At 70.0% G+C, this 16,598-nt stretch carries 14 protein-coding genes; 10 read left to right on the forward strand and 4 right to left on the reverse strand.

Translation table 11 applies throughout. The features are described from left to right. Positions 1 to 510: 510 nt before the first annotated feature. From PL79_RS24695 to PL79_RS24705, 3 genes are all read right to left on the reverse strand, one after another. Entirely contained in the window at positions 511 to 780 is a 270-nt protein-coding gene (locus PL79_RS24695; protein WP_044848155.1) for a hypothetical protein, read from the reverse strand. 98 nt (positions 781 to 878) lie between these two features. Next, entirely contained in the window at positions 879 to 1,694 is an 816-nt protein-coding gene (locus tag PL79_RS24700) for a family 1 encapsulin nanocompartment shell protein (protein WP_044848156.1), read from the reverse strand. Further along, positions 1,687 to 2,766, reverse strand: a complete 1,080-nt coding sequence (locus PL79_RS24705; protein WP_044848157.1) for a Dyp-type peroxidase — start codon at positions 2,764 to 2,766, stop codon at positions 1,687 to 1,689. The genes PL79_RS24700 and PL79_RS24705 overlap by 8 nt, the downstream gene beginning before the upstream one ends. Before the next feature lie 417 nt (positions 2,767 to 3,183). On the opposite strand from PL79_RS24705, the gene PL79_RS24715 reads away from it, so the two are divergent. The 6 genes from PL79_RS24715 (at position 3,184) to PL79_RS24740 (ending at position 9,593) form a co-directional block, all read left to right on the forward strand. Further along, positions 3,184 to 3,558, forward strand: coding sequence for a LysR family transcriptional regulator (locus PL79_RS24715; protein WP_235879321.1), 375 nt, complete (start codon positions 3,184 to 3,186; stop codon positions 3,556 to 3,558). Next, positions 3,555 to 4,007 (forward strand): phosphate-starvation-inducible protein PsiE, encoded by a 453-nt coding sequence (locus tag PL79_RS24720; protein ID WP_044848158.1) that lies wholly within the window; start codon positions 3,555 to 3,557, stop codon positions 4,005 to 4,007. Before PL79_RS24715 ends, PL79_RS24720 begins: the two co-directional genes overlap by 4 nt. 355 nt (positions 4,008 to 4,362) lie before the next feature. Continuing rightward, on the forward strand, positions 4,363 to 5,775 hold the full coding sequence (locus PL79_RS24725) for an aminotransferase-like domain-containing protein (RefSeq protein WP_044848159.1): 1,413 nt from the start codon (positions 4,363 to 4,365) through the stop codon (positions 5,773 to 5,775). 318 nt (positions 5,776 to 6,093) lie between these two features. After that, positions 6,094 to 7,629 carry an FAD-dependent oxidoreductase gene (locus PL79_RS24730; RefSeq protein ID WP_044848160.1) on the forward strand — a complete coding sequence of 512 codons (1,536 nt, stop codon included), beginning with the start codon at positions 6,094 to 6,096 and terminating at the stop codon, positions 7,627 to 7,629. Positions 7,630 to 8,025: 396 nt separating this feature from the next. Next, positions 8,026 to 9,231, forward strand: a complete 1,206-nt coding sequence (locus PL79_RS24735; RefSeq protein WP_044848161.1) for a zinc-dependent alcohol dehydrogenase — start codon at positions 8,026 to 8,028, stop codon at positions 9,229 to 9,231. A 29-nt stretch (positions 9,232 to 9,260) separates the two neighbouring features. Continuing rightward, positions 9,261 to 9,593 (forward strand): ferredoxin, encoded by a 333-nt coding sequence (locus PL79_RS24740; RefSeq protein WP_044848162.1) that lies wholly within the window; start codon positions 9,261 to 9,263, stop codon positions 9,591 to 9,593. Between the two features lie 4 nt (positions 9,594 to 9,597). On the opposite strand, the gene PL79_RS24745 is transcribed toward PL79_RS24740, so the two are convergent. Continuing rightward, positions 9,598 to 11,196 (reverse strand): PAS domain-containing hybrid sensor histidine kinase/response regulator, encoded by a 1,599-nt coding sequence (locus PL79_RS24745; protein WP_044848163.1) that lies wholly within the window; start codon positions 11,194 to 11,196, stop codon positions 9,598 to 9,600. A gap of 305 nt (positions 11,197 to 11,501) precedes the next feature. Here PL79_RS24745 and PL79_RS24750 point away from each other — a divergent pair, with 305 nt between their 5' ends. From PL79_RS24750 to PL79_RS24765, 4 genes are all read left to right on the forward strand, one after another. Then, on the forward strand, positions 11,502 to 11,867 hold the full coding sequence (locus tag PL79_RS24750) for a hypothetical protein (RefSeq protein ID WP_044848164.1): 366 nt from the start codon (positions 11,502 to 11,504) through the stop codon (positions 11,865 to 11,867). Between the two features lie 354 nt (positions 11,868 to 12,221). Beyond that, positions 12,222 to 13,112, forward strand: a complete 891-nt coding sequence (locus PL79_RS24755) for a BON domain-containing protein (RefSeq protein ID WP_044848169.1) — start codon at positions 12,222 to 12,224, stop codon at positions 13,110 to 13,112. A 53-nt stretch (positions 13,113 to 13,165) separates the two neighbouring features. Next, entirely contained in the window at positions 13,166 to 15,997 is a 2,832-nt protein-coding gene (locus PL79_RS24760) for an ABC transporter transmembrane domain-containing protein (protein ID WP_044848170.1), read from the forward strand. Further along, positions 15,939 to 16,466 carry a hypothetical protein gene (locus tag PL79_RS24765; protein ID WP_082088721.1) on the forward strand — a complete coding sequence of 176 codons (528 nt, stop codon included), beginning with the start codon at positions 15,939 to 15,941 and terminating at the stop codon, positions 16,464 to 16,466. The genes PL79_RS24760 and PL79_RS24765 overlap by 59 nt, the downstream gene beginning before the upstream one ends. The last annotated feature ends 132 nt before the right edge of the window (positions 16,467 to 16,598 follow it).

Here is a 16,598-nt window from a genome sequence, read left to right on the forward strand (position 1 = left end):
GCGCGCCATGCCGGCGCCGTCGCGCCGCGCGCGCCGGCATGGCGACCGGCCGTGCTCGACGCCGGCAATACCGCTGCTTCGCGGCGCCTGCGCCATCACTTCGACTGCGTTCAAAATAGCGAATCGGCCCGGGGCCTCCAAGACACAGTTCCGCATCGGCCCGGCCGGGAATTGCACCCTCACAAGCGTGCGAGCATGAGACGCAAGGAGTACAGACGAGCGCGCATGCGGGTGCGGCGCGCGGGCTGCGCAAACGTGGCGGCGTGCGACGCGCGCGAAGCGCGGTGCGACATCGGCGCGCAGGGCGCCGGCAGCGAGCCAACGGGAAGGGGGACGCGCGACGCAATGCGGCGCGCGCGCATCGGCGCGAGCGCGCAGCGCGGCAGCGTGCGCGGACGGGTCAGGCCGGGCCGCGCGCGAACCGCAACCGGTGCGTGGCGCGAGGCCGCTGGCGAAGCGGGCGGGTTGCACGGTGCGGGCCGGACATGGCCCAACCGTGACGAGGCGGCGTCAGTCGGAGAGCGTCATCGCAAGTTTCTGCCGTGCGATCTGCTTCACGTCGATTGACAGTGCCGCATTCTGCAGACCATTGGCCCAGACGGAGAACGAATCCTCGATCAGGTTGCGGGAGTCGGGCGGCAGTTCGGCCAGCATCAGCGCCACCACGGTGAACAATACGGCGGTGTCGCCGGCCTGGCGGCTCGCGTTCGCGTCGACGGCCTGCTTCAGGCTGTCGATCGACGCTTGCAGTGCCTGTAGTGCTTCATTCGATTCGCTCATTTCTCGCTCCATGCAGGATGGTTCGATCAGCGACGAACGTGCGGCCGGCCATGCGGCCGGTGGGCGCGATGCCGGTCGGGCATCGCGCGGGCGGAACGTCAGGTCGCCGGGTTGCCCTGCGGCGCCACGGCCACCGATGCCTCGCTCGTCAGCATCAGGAACGTGAACGTTTCGCGCAGGTAAAGGCGAACGACCTTGTCGGTATGGCTCGTGTAGCCGATCGACACGTCTTCGCCGAGGTGCAGTTCATAGTCGCCGCCGCGGGTCGACAGCACGCAGCCGCCGCTGATCGCCGGCGCCCAGATGATCTCGCCGCTGACGATGCGCTTGATGTGGCCGAGGACCGGATAGCCCTGGTCGCGCGCTTCGCTGAGCGCCGTGTAGGCGTCCGAGCCGAGCACGACCGAGTACGGGCCGTCGACGCCGGCGAGCCGCAGCGCTTCCAGCGCGTCGCTGATCGCGTCCGGATACGCGCTGACGTCGGCCGGCAGCGTGAGCTTGCGGTTCGACGTGCCTTCACGGATGCCGACGATGTCCGCGGCCAGATAGCCGTCGAAGATCGCGCCGTCTTCCGCGAACGCGAGGCGTTGCGCGGCGTCCTTCGCCGGCTGCCAGTCGGCATCGCGCGCGCCGCGCTCGACGCTGTCGATCGCATCGCGGCTCAGCTCGAACGGCACCGTCAGCTCGACGATCGTGCGGACTTCGCGCAGCCGTGCGCCGACCAGCTCGCGCGGCGCGGCGACCTCGCGCAGATGCCCGGTGCCGACGGCCGACAGCTCGGGGCCGGCCGGGCCCTCGACGTCGACCACGCGGCGCCCGGCCACCGAGCGCTTGAAGGTGCGTGCGACTTCTTCCTCGATCTGCTCCCAGGCGGACGAGGAAATCGGCGCGAGTTCGCGGTGCAGGTTATTCATAGGCTTTGGCTCCTTTCAGCGATCCGATGTTCAGCGAGCCGTCACGACGCGACTCGGGCGATGCGGGGGCCGGCTGCGCGGCGGTGGCGGTGGCTTCGGCGCCCGGTGCGGGGCGATCGGCGAGCGCCTCGAGCAGGTCGGCCGACGGCACGAAGAACAGCGAGCCGGTGACCGCGCGGCTGTAGTCGAGCAGCCGGTCGTAGTTGCCGGGCGGGCGGCCGACGAACATGTTCTCGAGCATCTGCTCGATCGGCGCCGGCGAGCGCGCGTAGCCGATGAAGTAGGTGCCGAATTCGCCGGAGCCGGGGCGCCCGAACGGCATGTTGTCGCGCAGGATCTTCACTTCCCGGCCGTTCTCGTCGAGCGTGGTCAGCGAGCTGTGCGAGCACGACGGCTTCACGTCCGGCGCCAGCTCGATGTCGGACAATTTGGTGCGCCCGATGATGCGCTCCTGCGTCTCGACCGCGAGCGCGTTCCAGCCGGCCATGTCGTGCAGGTACTTCTGCACGATCACGTAGCTGCCGCCCGCGAATTCGGCGTCTTCGTCGCCGATCACCGTGAAGTCGACCGCGTCGCGGCCTTCCGGGTTCTCGGTGCCGTCGACGAAGCCGATCATCGCGCGCTGGTCGAAGTTGCGGAAGCCGTGCACCTCGTCGACGACCGTGACCGCGTCGCCGAGCGCGCCGAGCAATTGGGTCGCGAGTTCGAAGCACAGGTCCATCGCGTCGGCGCGGATGTGCAGCAGGATGTCGCCGGGCGTCGCGATCGCGACGCGCTGGCCGGCGCCGAATTCGCGGAACGGATGCAGCGACGCGGGGCGCGGATCGCCGAACAGCGCATCCCAGGCGTCGGCGCCGAAGGCGCATACGCAGGACAGGTTGCCGTCCGGCACGCGCTTGCCGACCGAGCGCACGAGCGCGGCGATGTCGCCGCACCACGCGCGGATCGTGTCGGCGCGCTCGGCGCCGGGGTTGACGGTGGCAACGAGGAAGATCGCGCTGCGTGTGACCGGGCTGTGAACGGCCTGGGAAAGCGGGGGACGGGTTTGCATCGCGGCCTGCCGGTCAGTCATGTCGGGACGGACGGGCCGCGGATGCCGCGGCGCGCGAAGACGAACGGTTGGACTGTGTCATGCGACTGTTCTCTTTGTGACATGCGGATGAAGGACGTTGCGCGGGCATCGCGCAACGGGCCGCAGCGGCGGCGGCCTGCCGCCCGGGCGCGCAAGGGGGAGGCAGGCTCGGTGGCCGCGCGTTCGCCCGGCGCGCGACCTCGCCGCACCGCGTAACGTCGTCGAGCATGCAATCTAGCAGCTTCGGCGGGTCTTTGGAACACGTATCGCCAATCTGTCATTCGAATGGGTTGATCGGGGTCCGATTCTGCGTCGCGGGCCTGCAGCTGTACTCCTGAAACCCGCGGCGCTGTGCTCTTGAGCGGGCGTGGCGCGTGCAGTAGATTAGGTTCGCTCCGCCCGCCGACGAGGACCATCATGATGAACCTGCTGGAAGCGATGCGTATTTATGTCGCGGTGGTCGAGCATGGCGGGGTGTCCGCCGCGGCGTCCGAACTGAAGCTCGGCCGCGCGCAAGTCAGCGAGCGGCTGGACCGCCTCGAACGGTATCTCGGCTGCCGGCTGTTGCTGGCGCGTGCGGGCGGCGACGTGGCGTGTACCGATGCGGGCGTCGCGTTCCACCAGTGCTGCCGGCGCACGCTGTCCGCGGTCGCGCAGGCCACCAACGCGGCCGGTGCGTGCGCAACCTTTCCCGATGCGCGCGTCGCGGGCTTTCCGCCGCCCGAAACCATCCGCCGTGTCGACCCAGCGTCGATCGCGGCACAACCCTCATTGCACCGGTCATCGCCTTGAATACGTCCACTGTTTCCGCCGATACGGCCGCCGAGCGCATCCGCCGCCGCTTCGGACACTTCCTTCACGCGGCCGAGCTGGCCGGGCTGATCGTGATCGGTCTCGCGACCGCGTTCGCGATGACGCAGGAAGCGTGGAAGGTCGTGCTCGCGGGCGAGGTATCGCTGACCGACCTGCTGCTGATGTTCCTCTATCTCGAAGTGCTCGCGATGAACGTGCGTTACCTGCGGCTCGGCCGGCTGCCGGTGCGCTTTCCGCTGTTCATTGCGATGACGTCGCTCGCGCGCGACCTGATCCTGCGCGGCGCAACCGACAGCCCCGAGCGGATGCTGATGACCACGTTCGGAATCGTGCTGCTCGCGGTAGGCGTGCTGATCCTCAGCTTCGGCCAGCATCGCTTTCCGGCAGAGGTCGACGACGTCGAGGACGATGTGCATGCGCGTCGGTGATGCGTGTGCGCGCGGGGCCGATCGATGGGGGTGTCGGTTCGGTAGTTCATTTCGTTATACCGAGATTGATTCGGTGCGGCGCCGACTCGCGGCTGCCGCGTTTCCATCTGTTCACCACACGCTTGCGATTTGAGGTTTGATCGCCAAACTGTCACTTACATTCGCCGAAATGACGCAGTAGGATGCCGATCCTTCTCATGATGGATTTCGCATTGCTATCCGCCTTCAATTTCGGTAATGGACGTGGCTCGCACCGGAACGCCCGCGGCCGGACACGGCTATCCGGCTTCGTGCAGCGGCACGGCACGCGCACCTGTGCGTCGCAAGCTGGTTCACCGCTGGCGGGGCGAGGCGGATGAAGCTCTACGAGAAATTCGCGAACGACATAGAGAGACTCATCCGGCAACGCGTGTATCGACATGGCGATCGTGTGCCGTCGGTGCGGCAGGCAAGCCAGCAGCACCGGATCAGCATCACGACCGTGCTGCACGCGTACCTGCTGCTCGAAAGCCGCGGGCTGCTGGAGAGCCGCCCGCAGTCGGGGTACTTCGTGAACCTGCGCAACGACGACGGGCACGCGCCGGTGCGCGAGCTGCGGCCGTCGAAGCCGATCGCGATCTCGTCGTCGGTGGACATGAGCCGGCTCGTGCTGTCCACGCTGCGCGCGATCGGCACCGACGACGCGGTGCCGCTCGGCTCGCCGTACCCGGACCCGAGCCTGTTCCCGTTCGAGAAGCTGAACCGCTACGCGTACGCGGCCGGCCGCGACAAGTCGCTGTGGGGCGTGACCGACGGGCTGCCGCCGGGCCATCCGCGCCTGATCCGGCAGATCGCACGGCGCTACCTGGAAAACGGGATGTCGGTCGACCCGAACGAGATCATCGTAACGGTCGGCGCGACGGAGGCGATCAACCTGTGCCTGCAGGCGGTCGCGAAACCAGGCGACACGATCGCGGTGGAGTCGCCGACGTTCTACGCGATGCTGCACGCGATCGAACGGATGGGGATGAAGGCGATCGAGGTCGCTACACACCCGGAATACGGAATCGACATTGCGGCGCTGGCGGCGATCGCGAAGTCTCAGCCGATCGCCGCGTGCATGGTGATGCCGAACTTCCAGAATCCGCTCGGCTTCCAGATGCCCGACGAGCGCAAGCGCGAACTGGTTGAGTTCGCAACTAAAATCGACATGCCGATCATCGAGAACGGCGTGTACAACGAACTGTATTTCGGCAATGCGCACCCGAGTGCGCTGAAGGCGTTCGACCACAACGGGATCGTGCTGCACTGCGCGTCGTTCTCGAAAAGCCTGACGGCCGCGTACCGGATCGGCTGGGCGTTGCCGGGCCGTTATCGCGAACAGGTCGAGAAGCTGAAGTTCCTGAACACGCTGGCGACGCCGTCGCTGCCGCAGCTGGCGATCGCCGAGTTCCTCGAACGCGACGGTTACGAGCATCACCTGCGGCGGATTCGCAAGGCGTATGCGCAGCAGGCGAACCTGATGCGCGCGATGGTGTCGCGGTTCTTCCCGGAAGGCACGCGCATCTCGAGCCCGGCGGGCGGCTACGTGCTGTGGGTCGAGTTGCCGGCGCAGGTCGATGCGATGCGCCTGTACCAGCTCGCGCTGGAGCAGGGCATCACGATCGGGCCCGGCTACATGTTCTCGATCGCGGACACCTACCGCAATTTCATCCGGCTCAACTACAGCAGCCCGTGGTCGCCGGACATCGAACGCGCGATCGTCACGGTCGGCAAGCTCGCGTTATGACCTGAATCGCGTCGCGCACGTCATGCGGCGGATAGCCGTCGACCGGGTCGGGATAGAGCACGCACAGAACGGTCGCCATCGGGTCGCTCCTCGTGACGGGATGAAGGCCGGGCGGTACGCGGATTGCTCGGCTCGCCGGCCCCCCGCGCACGCGCATCCGGCGTGTTGCGCCGCAACGTCGATGACGTTCCACGCCGGTCGCGGATCGCGTACAAGCCACAGTCCGTGTTTGCGTGCGCTGCGGGGTCGTCCGTACCTGTTCTTTTCGGCAAGGACGCCGATAATGGGATCGTTACCCCACACTCCGGGAGCCACGCCATGTCCGGAAGCGACGCCTCGTCTTCACGTCCCGATCTCGCGCAGGGGATCGCGCTCGATGACCTCGCCGACGGCGCGATGATCGAGGGCCAGGTCGGCGACGCCACGGTGCTGCTGGTGCGCCGCGCCGACGAACTGTTTGCCGTGGGCGCGCAATGCCCGCACTACGGCGCGCCGCTCGCCGACGGGCTGCTGGTCGGCGATACGATCCGCTGTCCGTGGCATCACGCGGCGTTCTGCTTGCGCACCGGCGAGCTGTTGCGCACGCCGGCGCTCGACGGCCTGACATGCTGGCGCGTCGAGCGGCGCGACGGCCGCGCGGTCGTGCTCGATGCGCGGCCAGCCGCATCGCCGCCCGCGCTGAATGCGGCGGGGCTGCCCGCATCGGTGGTGATCGTCGGCGGCGGTGCGGCCGCGATCGCGGCGGCCGTGACGCTGCGCCAGGAAGGCTATCCGCATGCGATCACGCTGCTGAGCGCGGACAGCGAGCCGCCGTACGACCGGCCGAACCTGTCGAAGGACTATCTGGCCGGCACGGCCGAAGCCGACTGGCTGCCGCTGCGCGGCGCGTCGTTCTATACCGACCAGCGCATCGACGTGCGCTGCGGCACGCGCGTCACGCGGATCGATCCCGCGCAGCACGCGGTCGAGCTCGCGGACGGCAGCCGCGTCGGCTACGGCGCGCTGCTGCTGGCCACCGGCACCGAGCCGAACCGGCTGACCGTGCCGGGTGCGGATCTGCCGCACGTGTGCGTGCTGCGTTCGCGGGCCGATTGCGATGCGCTGATCGGCAAGCTGAAGACGGCGCGGCGCTGCGTCGTGGTCGGCGCGAGCTTCATCGGCCTCGAAGCGGCCGCCGCGCTGCGCACGCGCGGGCTCGACGTGCAGGTGGTCGCGCCCGACGCGCATCCGATGGCGCGCGTGCTCGGCGAAGCGCTCGGCGACACGATCCGCGCGCTGCACGAAGCGCACGGCGTGGTGTTCCATCTCGGCGCGACGCCCACGCAGATCGCGCCGGAGCGCGTGACGCTGTCGAACGGCGACGCGCTGCCGGCCGATGTGGTGGTGGTCGGCATCGGCGTGCGTCCGGACCTCGCGCTCGCGCAGGAGGCGGGGCTCGCCGTCGATCGCGGCGTGACGGTCGACCGTTTCCTGCGGACGAGCGCACCGGACATCTACGCGGCCGGCGACATCGCGCGCTGGCCCGATCCGTTGACGGGCGAACGCATACGCGTCGAGCACTGGGTCGTTGCTGAGCGGCAGGGCATCGCCGCGGCGCGCAACATGCTCGGCCAGCAGCGGCCGTTCGACGCGGTGCCGTTCTTCTGGAGCCAGCACTACGACCTGACGGTCCGTTATGTCGGACATGCAGAGCAATGGGACCGCGTCGAGATCGACGGCGACCTGCGCGCGCATGACGCGTCGGTCGCGTTCTGGCGCGGCAACGCACGGCTCGCGGTCGCGACGATCGGCCGCGATCTCGACTGCCTGCGCGCGGAAGCGGCGCTCGAGCAGCAGGGGACGACGCGCGCGTGAACGGGCTGCCGACTGTGCGCTGACCGGTACACGCTCTGGAAAAATAGTTGCGCACACAACTGTAATCGAATCGTCGTGACTTGCACAGAGACCGCCGAACCTGACAGGCGCCCGTGACTTTCGACGGCGGTTGCTCGACCGAGGTGATCGCGGCGCCGTTCGCGATCATGAACCCGAGCGCGAACAATCCGGCATTTCCGGTGCCGACATGGAGGCGCAGTCGACACGATGCGCCGCACGGCCGCGCTGGCCGCCGCAATCGGCGTGTCGATCGACGACGACGCACCGGCCGGCTGACCACGCACCGCACCCACCCCTGCGCGCACGGGCGCGCGCCTTGCTCGAACAGTGTGACGGTACTTGCACCGTTACCGCTTTCGACAAGGAGGGCCTGACATGAAAGCAGTCGTATTTCACGGCATCGGCGACATTCGCATCGATACGGTACCCGACCCGCAAGTCGTCGACGTGACCGATGCGGTCGTGCGCCTGACGGCCAGCGCGATCTGCGGCACCGACCTGCACATGGTGCGCGGCACGCTCGGCGGGATGAAGCCGGGCACGATCCTCGGCCATGAGGGTGTCGGCATCGTCGAGACGGTCGGGCGCGACGTGCGCAACCTGAAGCGCGGCGATCGCGTGCTGATTCCGTCGACGATCGCGTGCGGCAGCTGCGTGTACTGCCGCGCGGGCTACACCGCGCAATGCGACGTCGCGAACCCGGGCGGGCCGCGCGCGGGCACCGCGTTCTACGGCGGCCCGGCCGACACGGGGCCGTTCGACGGGCTGCAGGCCGAATACGCGCGCACGCCGCTCGCGAACGCGAGCCTGATCCGGTTGCCGGACGCGATCGACGACGACCGGGCGATCCTGATGTCCGATATTTTTCCGACCGGCTACTTCGGCGCGCAGCTCGCGGAAGTGAAGCCGGGCGACACGGTGGCCGTGTTCGGCGCCGGGCCGGTCGGCCAGTTCGCGATCGCGAGCGCGAAGCTGATGGGCGCCGGGCGCGTGATCGCGATCGACCGCATCGCGTCGCGGCTCGAGATGGCCTGCGCGCAAGGCGCCGAGACCATCGACTTCTCCGAGGAAGACCCCGTCGACACGGTGCTGCGGCTCACCGGCGGGATCGGGGTGGATCGTGCGATCGATGCGGTGGGCGTCGACGCGATGCGCGCGACGCATGGGCCGGCCGCCGCCGACCACGACGCGGCGCGTGCGTTCGATGCGGAAGTCGATGCCGTCGCGCCGCGCCGCAAGCCCGACGGCCGCTACTGGACGCCCGGCGACGGGCCCTCGCAGGTACTGCAATGGGCGGTACGTGCGGTCGCGAAGGCGGGCACGGTCGCGGTGATCGGCGTGTATCCGCCGCAGGCGCGCGTGTTTCCGGTCGGCGAGGCGATGAACCGGAACCTCACGATCAAGATGGGCAACTGCAATCACCGGACCGTCACGCCGCACCTGATCGAGCTCGTGCGCAGCGGTGCGTTCGACCCGGCGTCCGTGCTGACGCGCTGCGAGCCGCTGACGAACGCGATCGACGCGTATCGCGCGTTCGACGTGCGCGAGCCGGGCTGGCTGAAAGTGAAGCTGACGCCATGACGCTGCGAACCGCAACGAGGAGTGCTGCCATGAACGGGTTCCATGATCTCTACGACAACTGCATGGCCGCGTGTGACGCGTGCGCGCATGCATGCGACGCGTGTACGGCGGGGTGCCTGGCGGACCCCGACACGCACGCGCTGGCCGCTTGCATCGCGCTCGACATCGAGTGCGCGCAGCTGTGCCGCCTTGCCTCGGCCGCGATGGCGCGCGACAGCGTGCTCGCGCCGCAGGTGTGCGCCCTGTGCGCGCGTGCGTGCGAGGTGTGCGCGGCCGAATGCCTGCTGCATGCGCACGACCATTGCCGGCGCTGCGCGCTGGCATGCGATGCGTGCGCGGCGATGTGCCGCGCGATGGCATGAGCGGCTACGGCGCGCCGTGGACCTTGCGCGCGACGCGCTCCAGCAGCGCGTCGAGCACCGCCATCTCGACGGGCTTCACGAGGTGATCGTCGAAGCCCTCGCTCGCGGTGCGCGCGAGATCGGCCGGGCTCGCATGGCCGGACAACGCGACGCAGGTCGTGCCGGCCAGCGCATCGATCGCGCGCAGTTCGCGCAGCAGCGTGAAGCCGTCGACGTCGGGCATCGACAGGTCGACGAGCATCAGGTGCGGAACGATGTCGCGCGCGAGCGCCAGCGCGTCGTCCGCGTGGTACGCGACGCGCGGCGCGTGGCCCTTGATCCGCAGCAGCACGGCGAGCGTGTCGGCGGAGTCGCGGTTGTCGTCGACGATGACGATGCGCAGCGGCGCGCCGGCCGGCGGCTCGGTCGTGCGCGGCGCCGGCGCCGGCGCGTCGTCACCGGGCGTCGGGCGCATCGCGCGCTCGAGCGGCAGCCGCACCGTGAACGTCGCGCCATGGCCGGGGCCGGCGCTTTCCGCGGCGATCCTCCCGCCATGCAGCTCGACGAATGACCGGCAGATCGCGAGGCCGAGCCCGAAGCCGTCCGACGCGCGCCGGCCCGGCACGCTTTCCTGTTCGAACAGGTCGAAGATCGATTCGAGCGAACCCGGCGCGATGCCGACGCCGTGATCGGTGATGCGAATCGCGACGACCGATCCTTCGGCGCTCGCGCTGACGTCGATGCGCCCGCCCTGCGGCGAGAATTTCGACGCGTTGTCGAGCAGGTTGTGCAGCACCTGCACGAGCCGCGCGGCGTCGCCGCGCACCACCAGCGGATCGGCCGACAGGTCGACGCGAATGTTCTGCTCGCGTGCGGCCAGCTTCGGCTGGATGCTTTCCACGCCGCGGCAGACCACGTCGCGCACGGTCACCGGCGCGTGGTCGAGTTGGACCTTGCCGGCGGTGATGCGCCCGACGTCGAGCAGGTCGTCGACCAGCCGCGTCAGCTGTCCGACCTGGCGATGCACGGCGTCGCGGCATTGCGCGAGCGCGGGCGCCGGATCGGGCAGGCTCTGCAGCACGCCGACCGAATTGCGCAGCGGCGCGAGATGGTTGCGCAGCTCGTGCGCGAGCATCGCGATGAACACGCTGAGCCGGTGCGTCGACACCTCGAGTTCGGCGAGCCGCTTGCGCTCGGTCATGTCGCGCGTGATCTTGATGAAGCCGGCCAGCTGGCCCGCATGGTCGTGCACGGCCGTGATCGTCACGCTGGCCCAGAACAGCGAACCGTCCTTGCGCACGCGCCAGCCTTCGTCCTCGAAGCGGCCGTGCACGACGGCTTCGCGGAGCCCGAATGCGGGCCGCCCGGCGACGATCGCATCGGGCGGATAGAAACGCGAGAAATGGTGGCCGACGATCTCGGCCGTCCGATAGCCCTTGATGCGCTCCGCGCCCGCGTTCCACGTCGCGACGTTACCGTGCGCGTCGAGCATGAACACCGCATAGTCGGTGATCGCACCGACGACGGTCTCGAAACGGAACTCGGCGAAGCGGTGCAGCAGGTCGCGTGCATCGGCGGGCCCGAGCGGCGGGTGGAGATCGGAAATGGCGTCGTCTTTCTTCATCGGAACGGCAAGTCGGATGCGGGCGGAGGAACGCCGCCCCGCCGCGGCCGGACGAGCCGGCTGCGGCCATTCAAATCGGATTGACACCCCGAAAGCATAAGGGAGGTCGAATCGCCTGATCAATGGGGGCGCATGGCCTGTGCCGCGTCGCGCCCGCAGTGCGAAATCCTGCCGGTGGCGGCCCGGCGACGGCGGCGCGGCATGCCGATTGCGTCGCCCTCCGGTCCGCACGCCGCGGCCGGCCCGGCGCGAAAGCCGGCCTCCGGCGGCGGCGCGCCGCTTCACGGCTACCCGAGGGCATCGACATGAACAGCACCCTGAACCCCGACAACGAACCGGCCGGCCCGGACGACGACAACTTACGGCGCGGCCGCGACGGCCGCGCGCTGGGTCCGAGCGATTCGTCCGACAGCGGCAGCGACACGGCCGGCGCGCGGCGCCATCCGTTCGACGTCGATTCGCCGCTCGACGAGCACGCGCTGGAGCGCGGCGACGCGGCCCTCGACAGCGATACGGACCGCGCGGGCACCGGCGAGCGCGCGTCGGCGGACGGCGACGCGGGGCTCGAGGAAGGCGCCGATATCGAGCCGGATCGCACGGAACGGCTGAGCGAGCCCGGCAGCGTCGAGGATCCGGATGCGCCGGACGAACCGGGTGCGGGTGGCGCATAGGGTCGCTGCACGGCGACCATTCGCGCAAAAACTGCAATTGCGTTGCAGATAGGGGCGTCCGGCCACGGGCGCCGGGCAAAGGGTGCCCGGCCAGGTGCGCCCTGCCAGGGCCCCCTGCCGAAGCGCGACGATCCGCATTGCCCCCGTCAGCGCTGCGTGGCGATCGCGACGTGGACCGCGATCGTCGGCGCGGTCGTGCCGCCCTGGGGTCCGCCGCGCCGCCGCGGTGTGCTGGCCAACGGGCGGCACGCGACTTGCATCAACCTGACCGACGTGCGCCGCGACGCGACATGGGTCCCGGTCCGCACGCGGCACAGGCGCGATCAGGCACAGGCGCGATCAAGGAGGGACACGATGCAACGACGATCTCCCGGACGGCAAGCCGAACGGAGCGGCCCGCCCGACTGGCAGGAGCGCGGCGAACGCGCGTACCGGGACACCGGCGAGCGCGATTTTCGCGGCGACGAATCCCGGCGCCACGATGCCGACTACGAATCCGCGTACCGGCGCTTCGCGAGCGAGGACGTCGGCCCGGAAGACTGGGGCAGCGAATGGAGCGAGCGCTCGGCCCGCTCGTCGGCCGAACAGCGCGGCGCAGACGCCGGCGCCGACTGGCGCGGTGCGCCGGGCGGGCCGGGCGGTTCGCGCGATCCGGCGTGGGAGTCCGGGCGCGGCGACGGCAACCGCGGCCGCACAGCGGAAGGCGGCCAGGGACGTGAAGGCGCCCATGCCGACCAGCCGCGGTTCCGCGGCCAGCACCGGACGGGCTGGCATGGCGGCGAGGGCGACTACGACGCCTACAACGGGCGCGACCAGCGCCGTGCCGATGCGTCCGGCCTGTCGCGCTTCGGCGACGCCGCGCAACGCGAGGCCATGCGGCATCGGCGCGGCCCGAAAGGCTATACGCGTTCGGACGAGCGGATTCGCGAGGACGTCTGCGAGCGGCTCGCGCATGCGCTCGACATCGACGTGAGCGATGTCTCCGTGCAGGTGCGCGACGGCCGCGTCGAACTCGACGGTACCGTGCCGCAGCGCTGGATGAAGCACGACATCGAGGACATCGCCGACGGCTGCATGGGCGTGCGCGACGTCGAGAACCGCGTGCGCGTGCGCCGCGACGGCGAACAACCCGATACGGGCATGGTGCTGCATCCGTCCCAACGCACGGTTACGCCGACGCAGCCTGCGGCGCGCGATCCCGAACCGGGTAGCGGCGCCGGCCGCGAGCGCGATCCGCGCCGTTGACGGCCGATGCGCGGGACGACCCGGCCAAGGCCGCGGACACAGCCAATGCGCGCATGACGACCGGCTCTGACGACGGACCGCGTGACGACGGCGACATTCGCGACGATCGCGACTCGAGCGCCAGCGCGCCGCGCGACGGTCGTGGCCGCGACGCACGTGGCCTGCGCGCGCGCATCGCGGTCGAGCTGTGGCGCGCGATCCGGCATTACCGCGCGCGCGTGCTGGCCGCGCTGGCGCTGCTGCTGCTCGCGAAGGCGGCGGCCGTTTCGGTGCCGCTGCTGCTGAAGGACATCGTCGACGGGCTGGGCCGCGCGGCCGGCCAGCCGGTCGCGCTGCCGGTTCTGCTGCTGTTCGCGTATGCGGTCGTGCGCTTCGCGGCGAACGCGCTGAACGAAGTGCGCGACATGACGTTCGTGCAGGTCACGCAGCACGCGGTCGCGTCGTTTACGGTCCGCACGTTCGGTCATCTGCACCGGCTCGGCGCGCGCTTTCATTCGCAGCGCGAAACCGGCGCCGTCGTGCGCGACCTCGAGAAAGGCACGGCCGGGATCGGCTACCTGCTCGGCGTCGCGGTGTTTACCGTCGTGCCGACCGCGATCGAGATCGGCTCGGTGCTGGTGATCGTGATCGGCAAGTACGGCGGCGGCTTCACCGCGATCATCCTCGTCACGTTCGCCGTCTATGCGGGCTACACGACCGTCTTCACGCGCCGGCGGATGCGCTACCAGCGTCGCGTGAACGTGCTCGAGGCCGAATCGAACGCGCGCGTGGTCGACAGCCTGCTCAACGTCGATACCGTCAAGTACTTCGCGCGCGAGGACGTCGAGCGCAGCCGGCTCGAACGCGTGCTCGACGCATGGCGCGAGGCCGGCGTCGACAACCAGTACGCGCTGTCGACGCTGCATATCGGGCAGAGCGCATGCATCGGCGCGGGCATCGCGGCGGTGATGCTGCTCGCCGGCCAGCATGTCGCGCGCGGCACGATGACGGTCGGCGATCTGGTGCTGATCAACGCGTACATCATCCAGATCAGCCTGCCGCTGAATGCGCTCGGCTTCGTGTTCCGCGAGGCGCACGACGCGATGACGAACATCGAACGATTGTTCGGCCTGCTCGACGCCCGCGGCAAGCCCGGCGAGGAGGGCGACGCGCCGGGCGCGCAGCCGCTCGCGGTGCGCGGCGGCGCGATCGAGTTCGAGCACGTCGACTTCGGCTACGAGCCGAGCCGGCAGATTCTGTGGGACGTGTCGTTTCGGGTCGAGCCGGGACAGTCGGTCGCGGTGGTCGGCGGGAGCGGCTCGGGGAAGTCGACGCTCGCGCGGCTGCTGTTCCGGCTGTACCAGCCCGATGCGGGGACGATCCGGATCGACGGCCAGGACCTGCGCCTCGTGACCGAGCGCAGCCTGCGCGATGCGCTCGGCATCGTGCCGCAGGACACGATCCTGTTCAACGACACGCTGGCCTACAACATCGCATACGGCAAGCGCGACGCGACGCGCGGCGAAGTGATCGCGGCCGCGCGCGGCGCGCAACTCGACGCGTTCATCGAACGGCTGCCCGATGCGTACGACACGCGTGTCGGCGAGCGCGGCGTGCGGCTGTCCGGCGGCGAGCGGCAGCGTGTCGCGATCGCGCGCGCGCTGCTGAAGGCGCCGCCGATCGTCGTGTTCGACGAGGCGACGTCGGCGCTCGATACGCGCTCGGAGCGCGCGATCCAGCAGGAACTGATGCGCGTCGCGCGGCACCGCACGAGTCTCGTCATCGCGCACCGGCTGTCGACGATCGTCGATGCGGACCGGATCCTCGTGATGGAGCATGGCCGGCTCGTCGAGCAGGGCACCCACGACGAACTGCTGGCGAGCGACGGCGTGTATGCGCAGATGTGGTCGCTGCAGGCGAAGCAGCGCGAACTGGAGCGCACCGAGGCGAAGTTCGCGCTGCAGCCGGTGCGGATCAACCCGCTGGTGGCGCAGGTGCTCGATGCGCTGGCGGAAGCCGCCGCGCGCCGCGGCGTGCCGGTGTTCCGCGAGCTGTCGAACGAGGATCTGGTCGTCAAGGCCGATCCGGCCGCACTGCGGCGCTTCGTGTGGGAGCTGTGCCGCGGCGGGATCGACACGAGCGGCGGCGGGCGGGTCGAGGTGCGGACCGCGCGGCACGACCCCGACGCGCGGATCACGATCACGTGCACCGGCGTCGACGCGCCGGAGCTGTCGCTGGCCGATCTCGAACGGCTGCAGGGCGCGATCGAGGACGCGGGCGGCTACGTCGTTCGCGAGCGCGACGACGTCGGCGTGACGTTGCACCTGTCGCTACCGCTGTGCGCGGTCGCGCCGGCGTCGCTGCAACCGGCCGACGCGGCCGCACCGAATTCCGGGCCGGGCGCCGTTGCGGCCGCGGACGCGAAACCGCTCGACGGCGTGCGCATCGCGTGCGTCGACGATCACGACGAGGCGCGCGAAGCGCTTGCCGCGCTGCTGCAGGTCGCCGGTGCGGAGGTGCGCGTGTTCGCGTCCGGCCACGCGCTGCTCGACGAGATGCGGAACACGCGCCGCGCGGACTGGCCGGCGCTCCTGGTATGCGACATCGACCTCGGCGCCGACGAGGAAGACGGCTACACGGTGATGCGCCGCGTGCGCCAGCTCGACGCCGAGCGTGCGCGCGACGGCCGGGCGCCGCTCGAAGCGCTCGCGTTGTCGGGCCATGCCCGCGAGCGCGACCGCACGCGCGCGGTCGAAGCGGGTTTCCACGCCTATCTGACCAAGCCCGCGGCAGCGGCCGACCTGATCGCGACGCTGCGGGCGCTCGCGCTTTCCTCCGGAGATATCCATGCCGAACCTTTCGAATCCGACGCCCCCCGAAGTCCTGACCGAGCGCCGCGCCGGTAGCGCGTTTGCCGACCGCCAGGCCGCGGTCGCCGCCGTCGAGCTGCTGTTGCCGACGTTGTCGGCCGCGTTGCAGAGCGACTTCGTCGGCGACAGCGGCTGCCTGCACGTCGTGATCATGGATCCGGCGCTCGGGCCGCGCGACGCGGCGTTCGAGGATGCGATCCTGTACGAGTTCTCGCTGCCCGATCCGAAGGACTGGGATGCCGATTATCGTGCGTACGCGCGCGCGAAGGCGCGGCTGTCATGGGAAACCGGCCGCGACGGCCACGTCGTGCAGGCGCTCGAGCCGTACCGGCTGCGCGCGGGCGACACGAACCTGTGGGGCGGCGTCGCGCAGCACGGCATCGTGGTCGGCGTGTCGGGCGCGCAGCCCTGGTTCGACGAGGCGTTCGCGGGCTGCATCGCGCACTGCCTGCGTGCGCTCGCGAAGCACCGCGCGCAGGCGACGCCGGACGCGCTCGCGATCTGAGCGCAGGCGAGCGGGCCCGTTTTTACAGCCGGTTATAAAAAAGCCAGCGCGCGCGCGGGGCAGCGCGATGTGGCGCGGGCGTTCGCGCAATGGCACGGTTTTCGCTGTACCTCTGTACGACGTTTGTCACGA

Origin of the sequence: Burkholderia sp. USMB20 (assembly GCF_000949135.2) — a bacterium.
Classification (GTDB): Bacteria; Pseudomonadota; Gammaproteobacteria; order Burkholderiales; family Burkholderiaceae; genus Burkholderia.

Coding starts and splice junctions, on each gene's coding strand:
- PL79_RS24735 (WP_044848161.1), top strand. CDS start 8,026: ATGAAAGCAGTCGTATTTCACGGCATCGGCGACATTCGCATCGATACG.
- PL79_RS24765 (WP_082088721.1), top strand. CDS start 15,939: ATGCCGAACCTTTCGAATCCGACGCCCCCCGAAGTCCTGACCGAGCGC.
- PL79_RS24750 (WP_044848164.1), top strand. CDS start 11,502: ATGAACAGCACCCTGAACCCCGACAACGAACCGGCCGGCCCGGACGAC.
- PL79_RS24715 (WP_235879321.1), top strand. CDS start 3,184: ATGATGAACCTGCTGGAAGCGATGCGTATTTATGTCGCGGTGGTCGAG.
- PL79_RS24725 (WP_044848159.1), top strand. CDS start 4,363: ATGAAGCTCTACGAGAAATTCGCGAACGACATAGAGAGACTCATCCGG.
- PL79_RS24745 (WP_044848163.1), bottom strand. CDS start 11,196: ATGAAGAAAGACGACGCCATTTCCGATCTCCACCCGCCGCTCGGGCCC.
- PL79_RS24705 (WP_044848157.1), bottom strand. CDS start 2,766: ATGACTGACCGGCAGGCCGCGATGCAAACCCGTCCCCCGCTTTCCCAG.
- PL79_RS24740 (WP_044848162.1), top strand. CDS start 9,261: ATGAACGGGTTCCATGATCTCTACGACAACTGCATGGCCGCGTGTGAC.
- PL79_RS24700 (WP_044848156.1), bottom strand. CDS start 1,694: ATGAATAACCTGCACCGCGAACTCGCGCCGATTTCCTCGTCCGCCTGG.
- PL79_RS24730 (WP_044848160.1), top strand. CDS start 6,094: ATGTCCGGAAGCGACGCCTCGTCTTCACGTCCCGATCTCGCGCAGGGG.
- PL79_RS24755 (WP_044848169.1), top strand. CDS start 12,222: ATGCAACGACGATCTCCCGGACGGCAAGCCGAACGGAGCGGCCCGCCC.
- PL79_RS24760 (WP_044848170.1), top strand. CDS start 13,166: ATGACGACCGGCTCTGACGACGGACCGCGTGACGACGGCGACATTCGC.
- PL79_RS24695 (WP_044848155.1), bottom strand. CDS start 780: ATGAGCGAATCGAATGAAGCACTACAGGCACTGCAAGCGTCGATCGAC.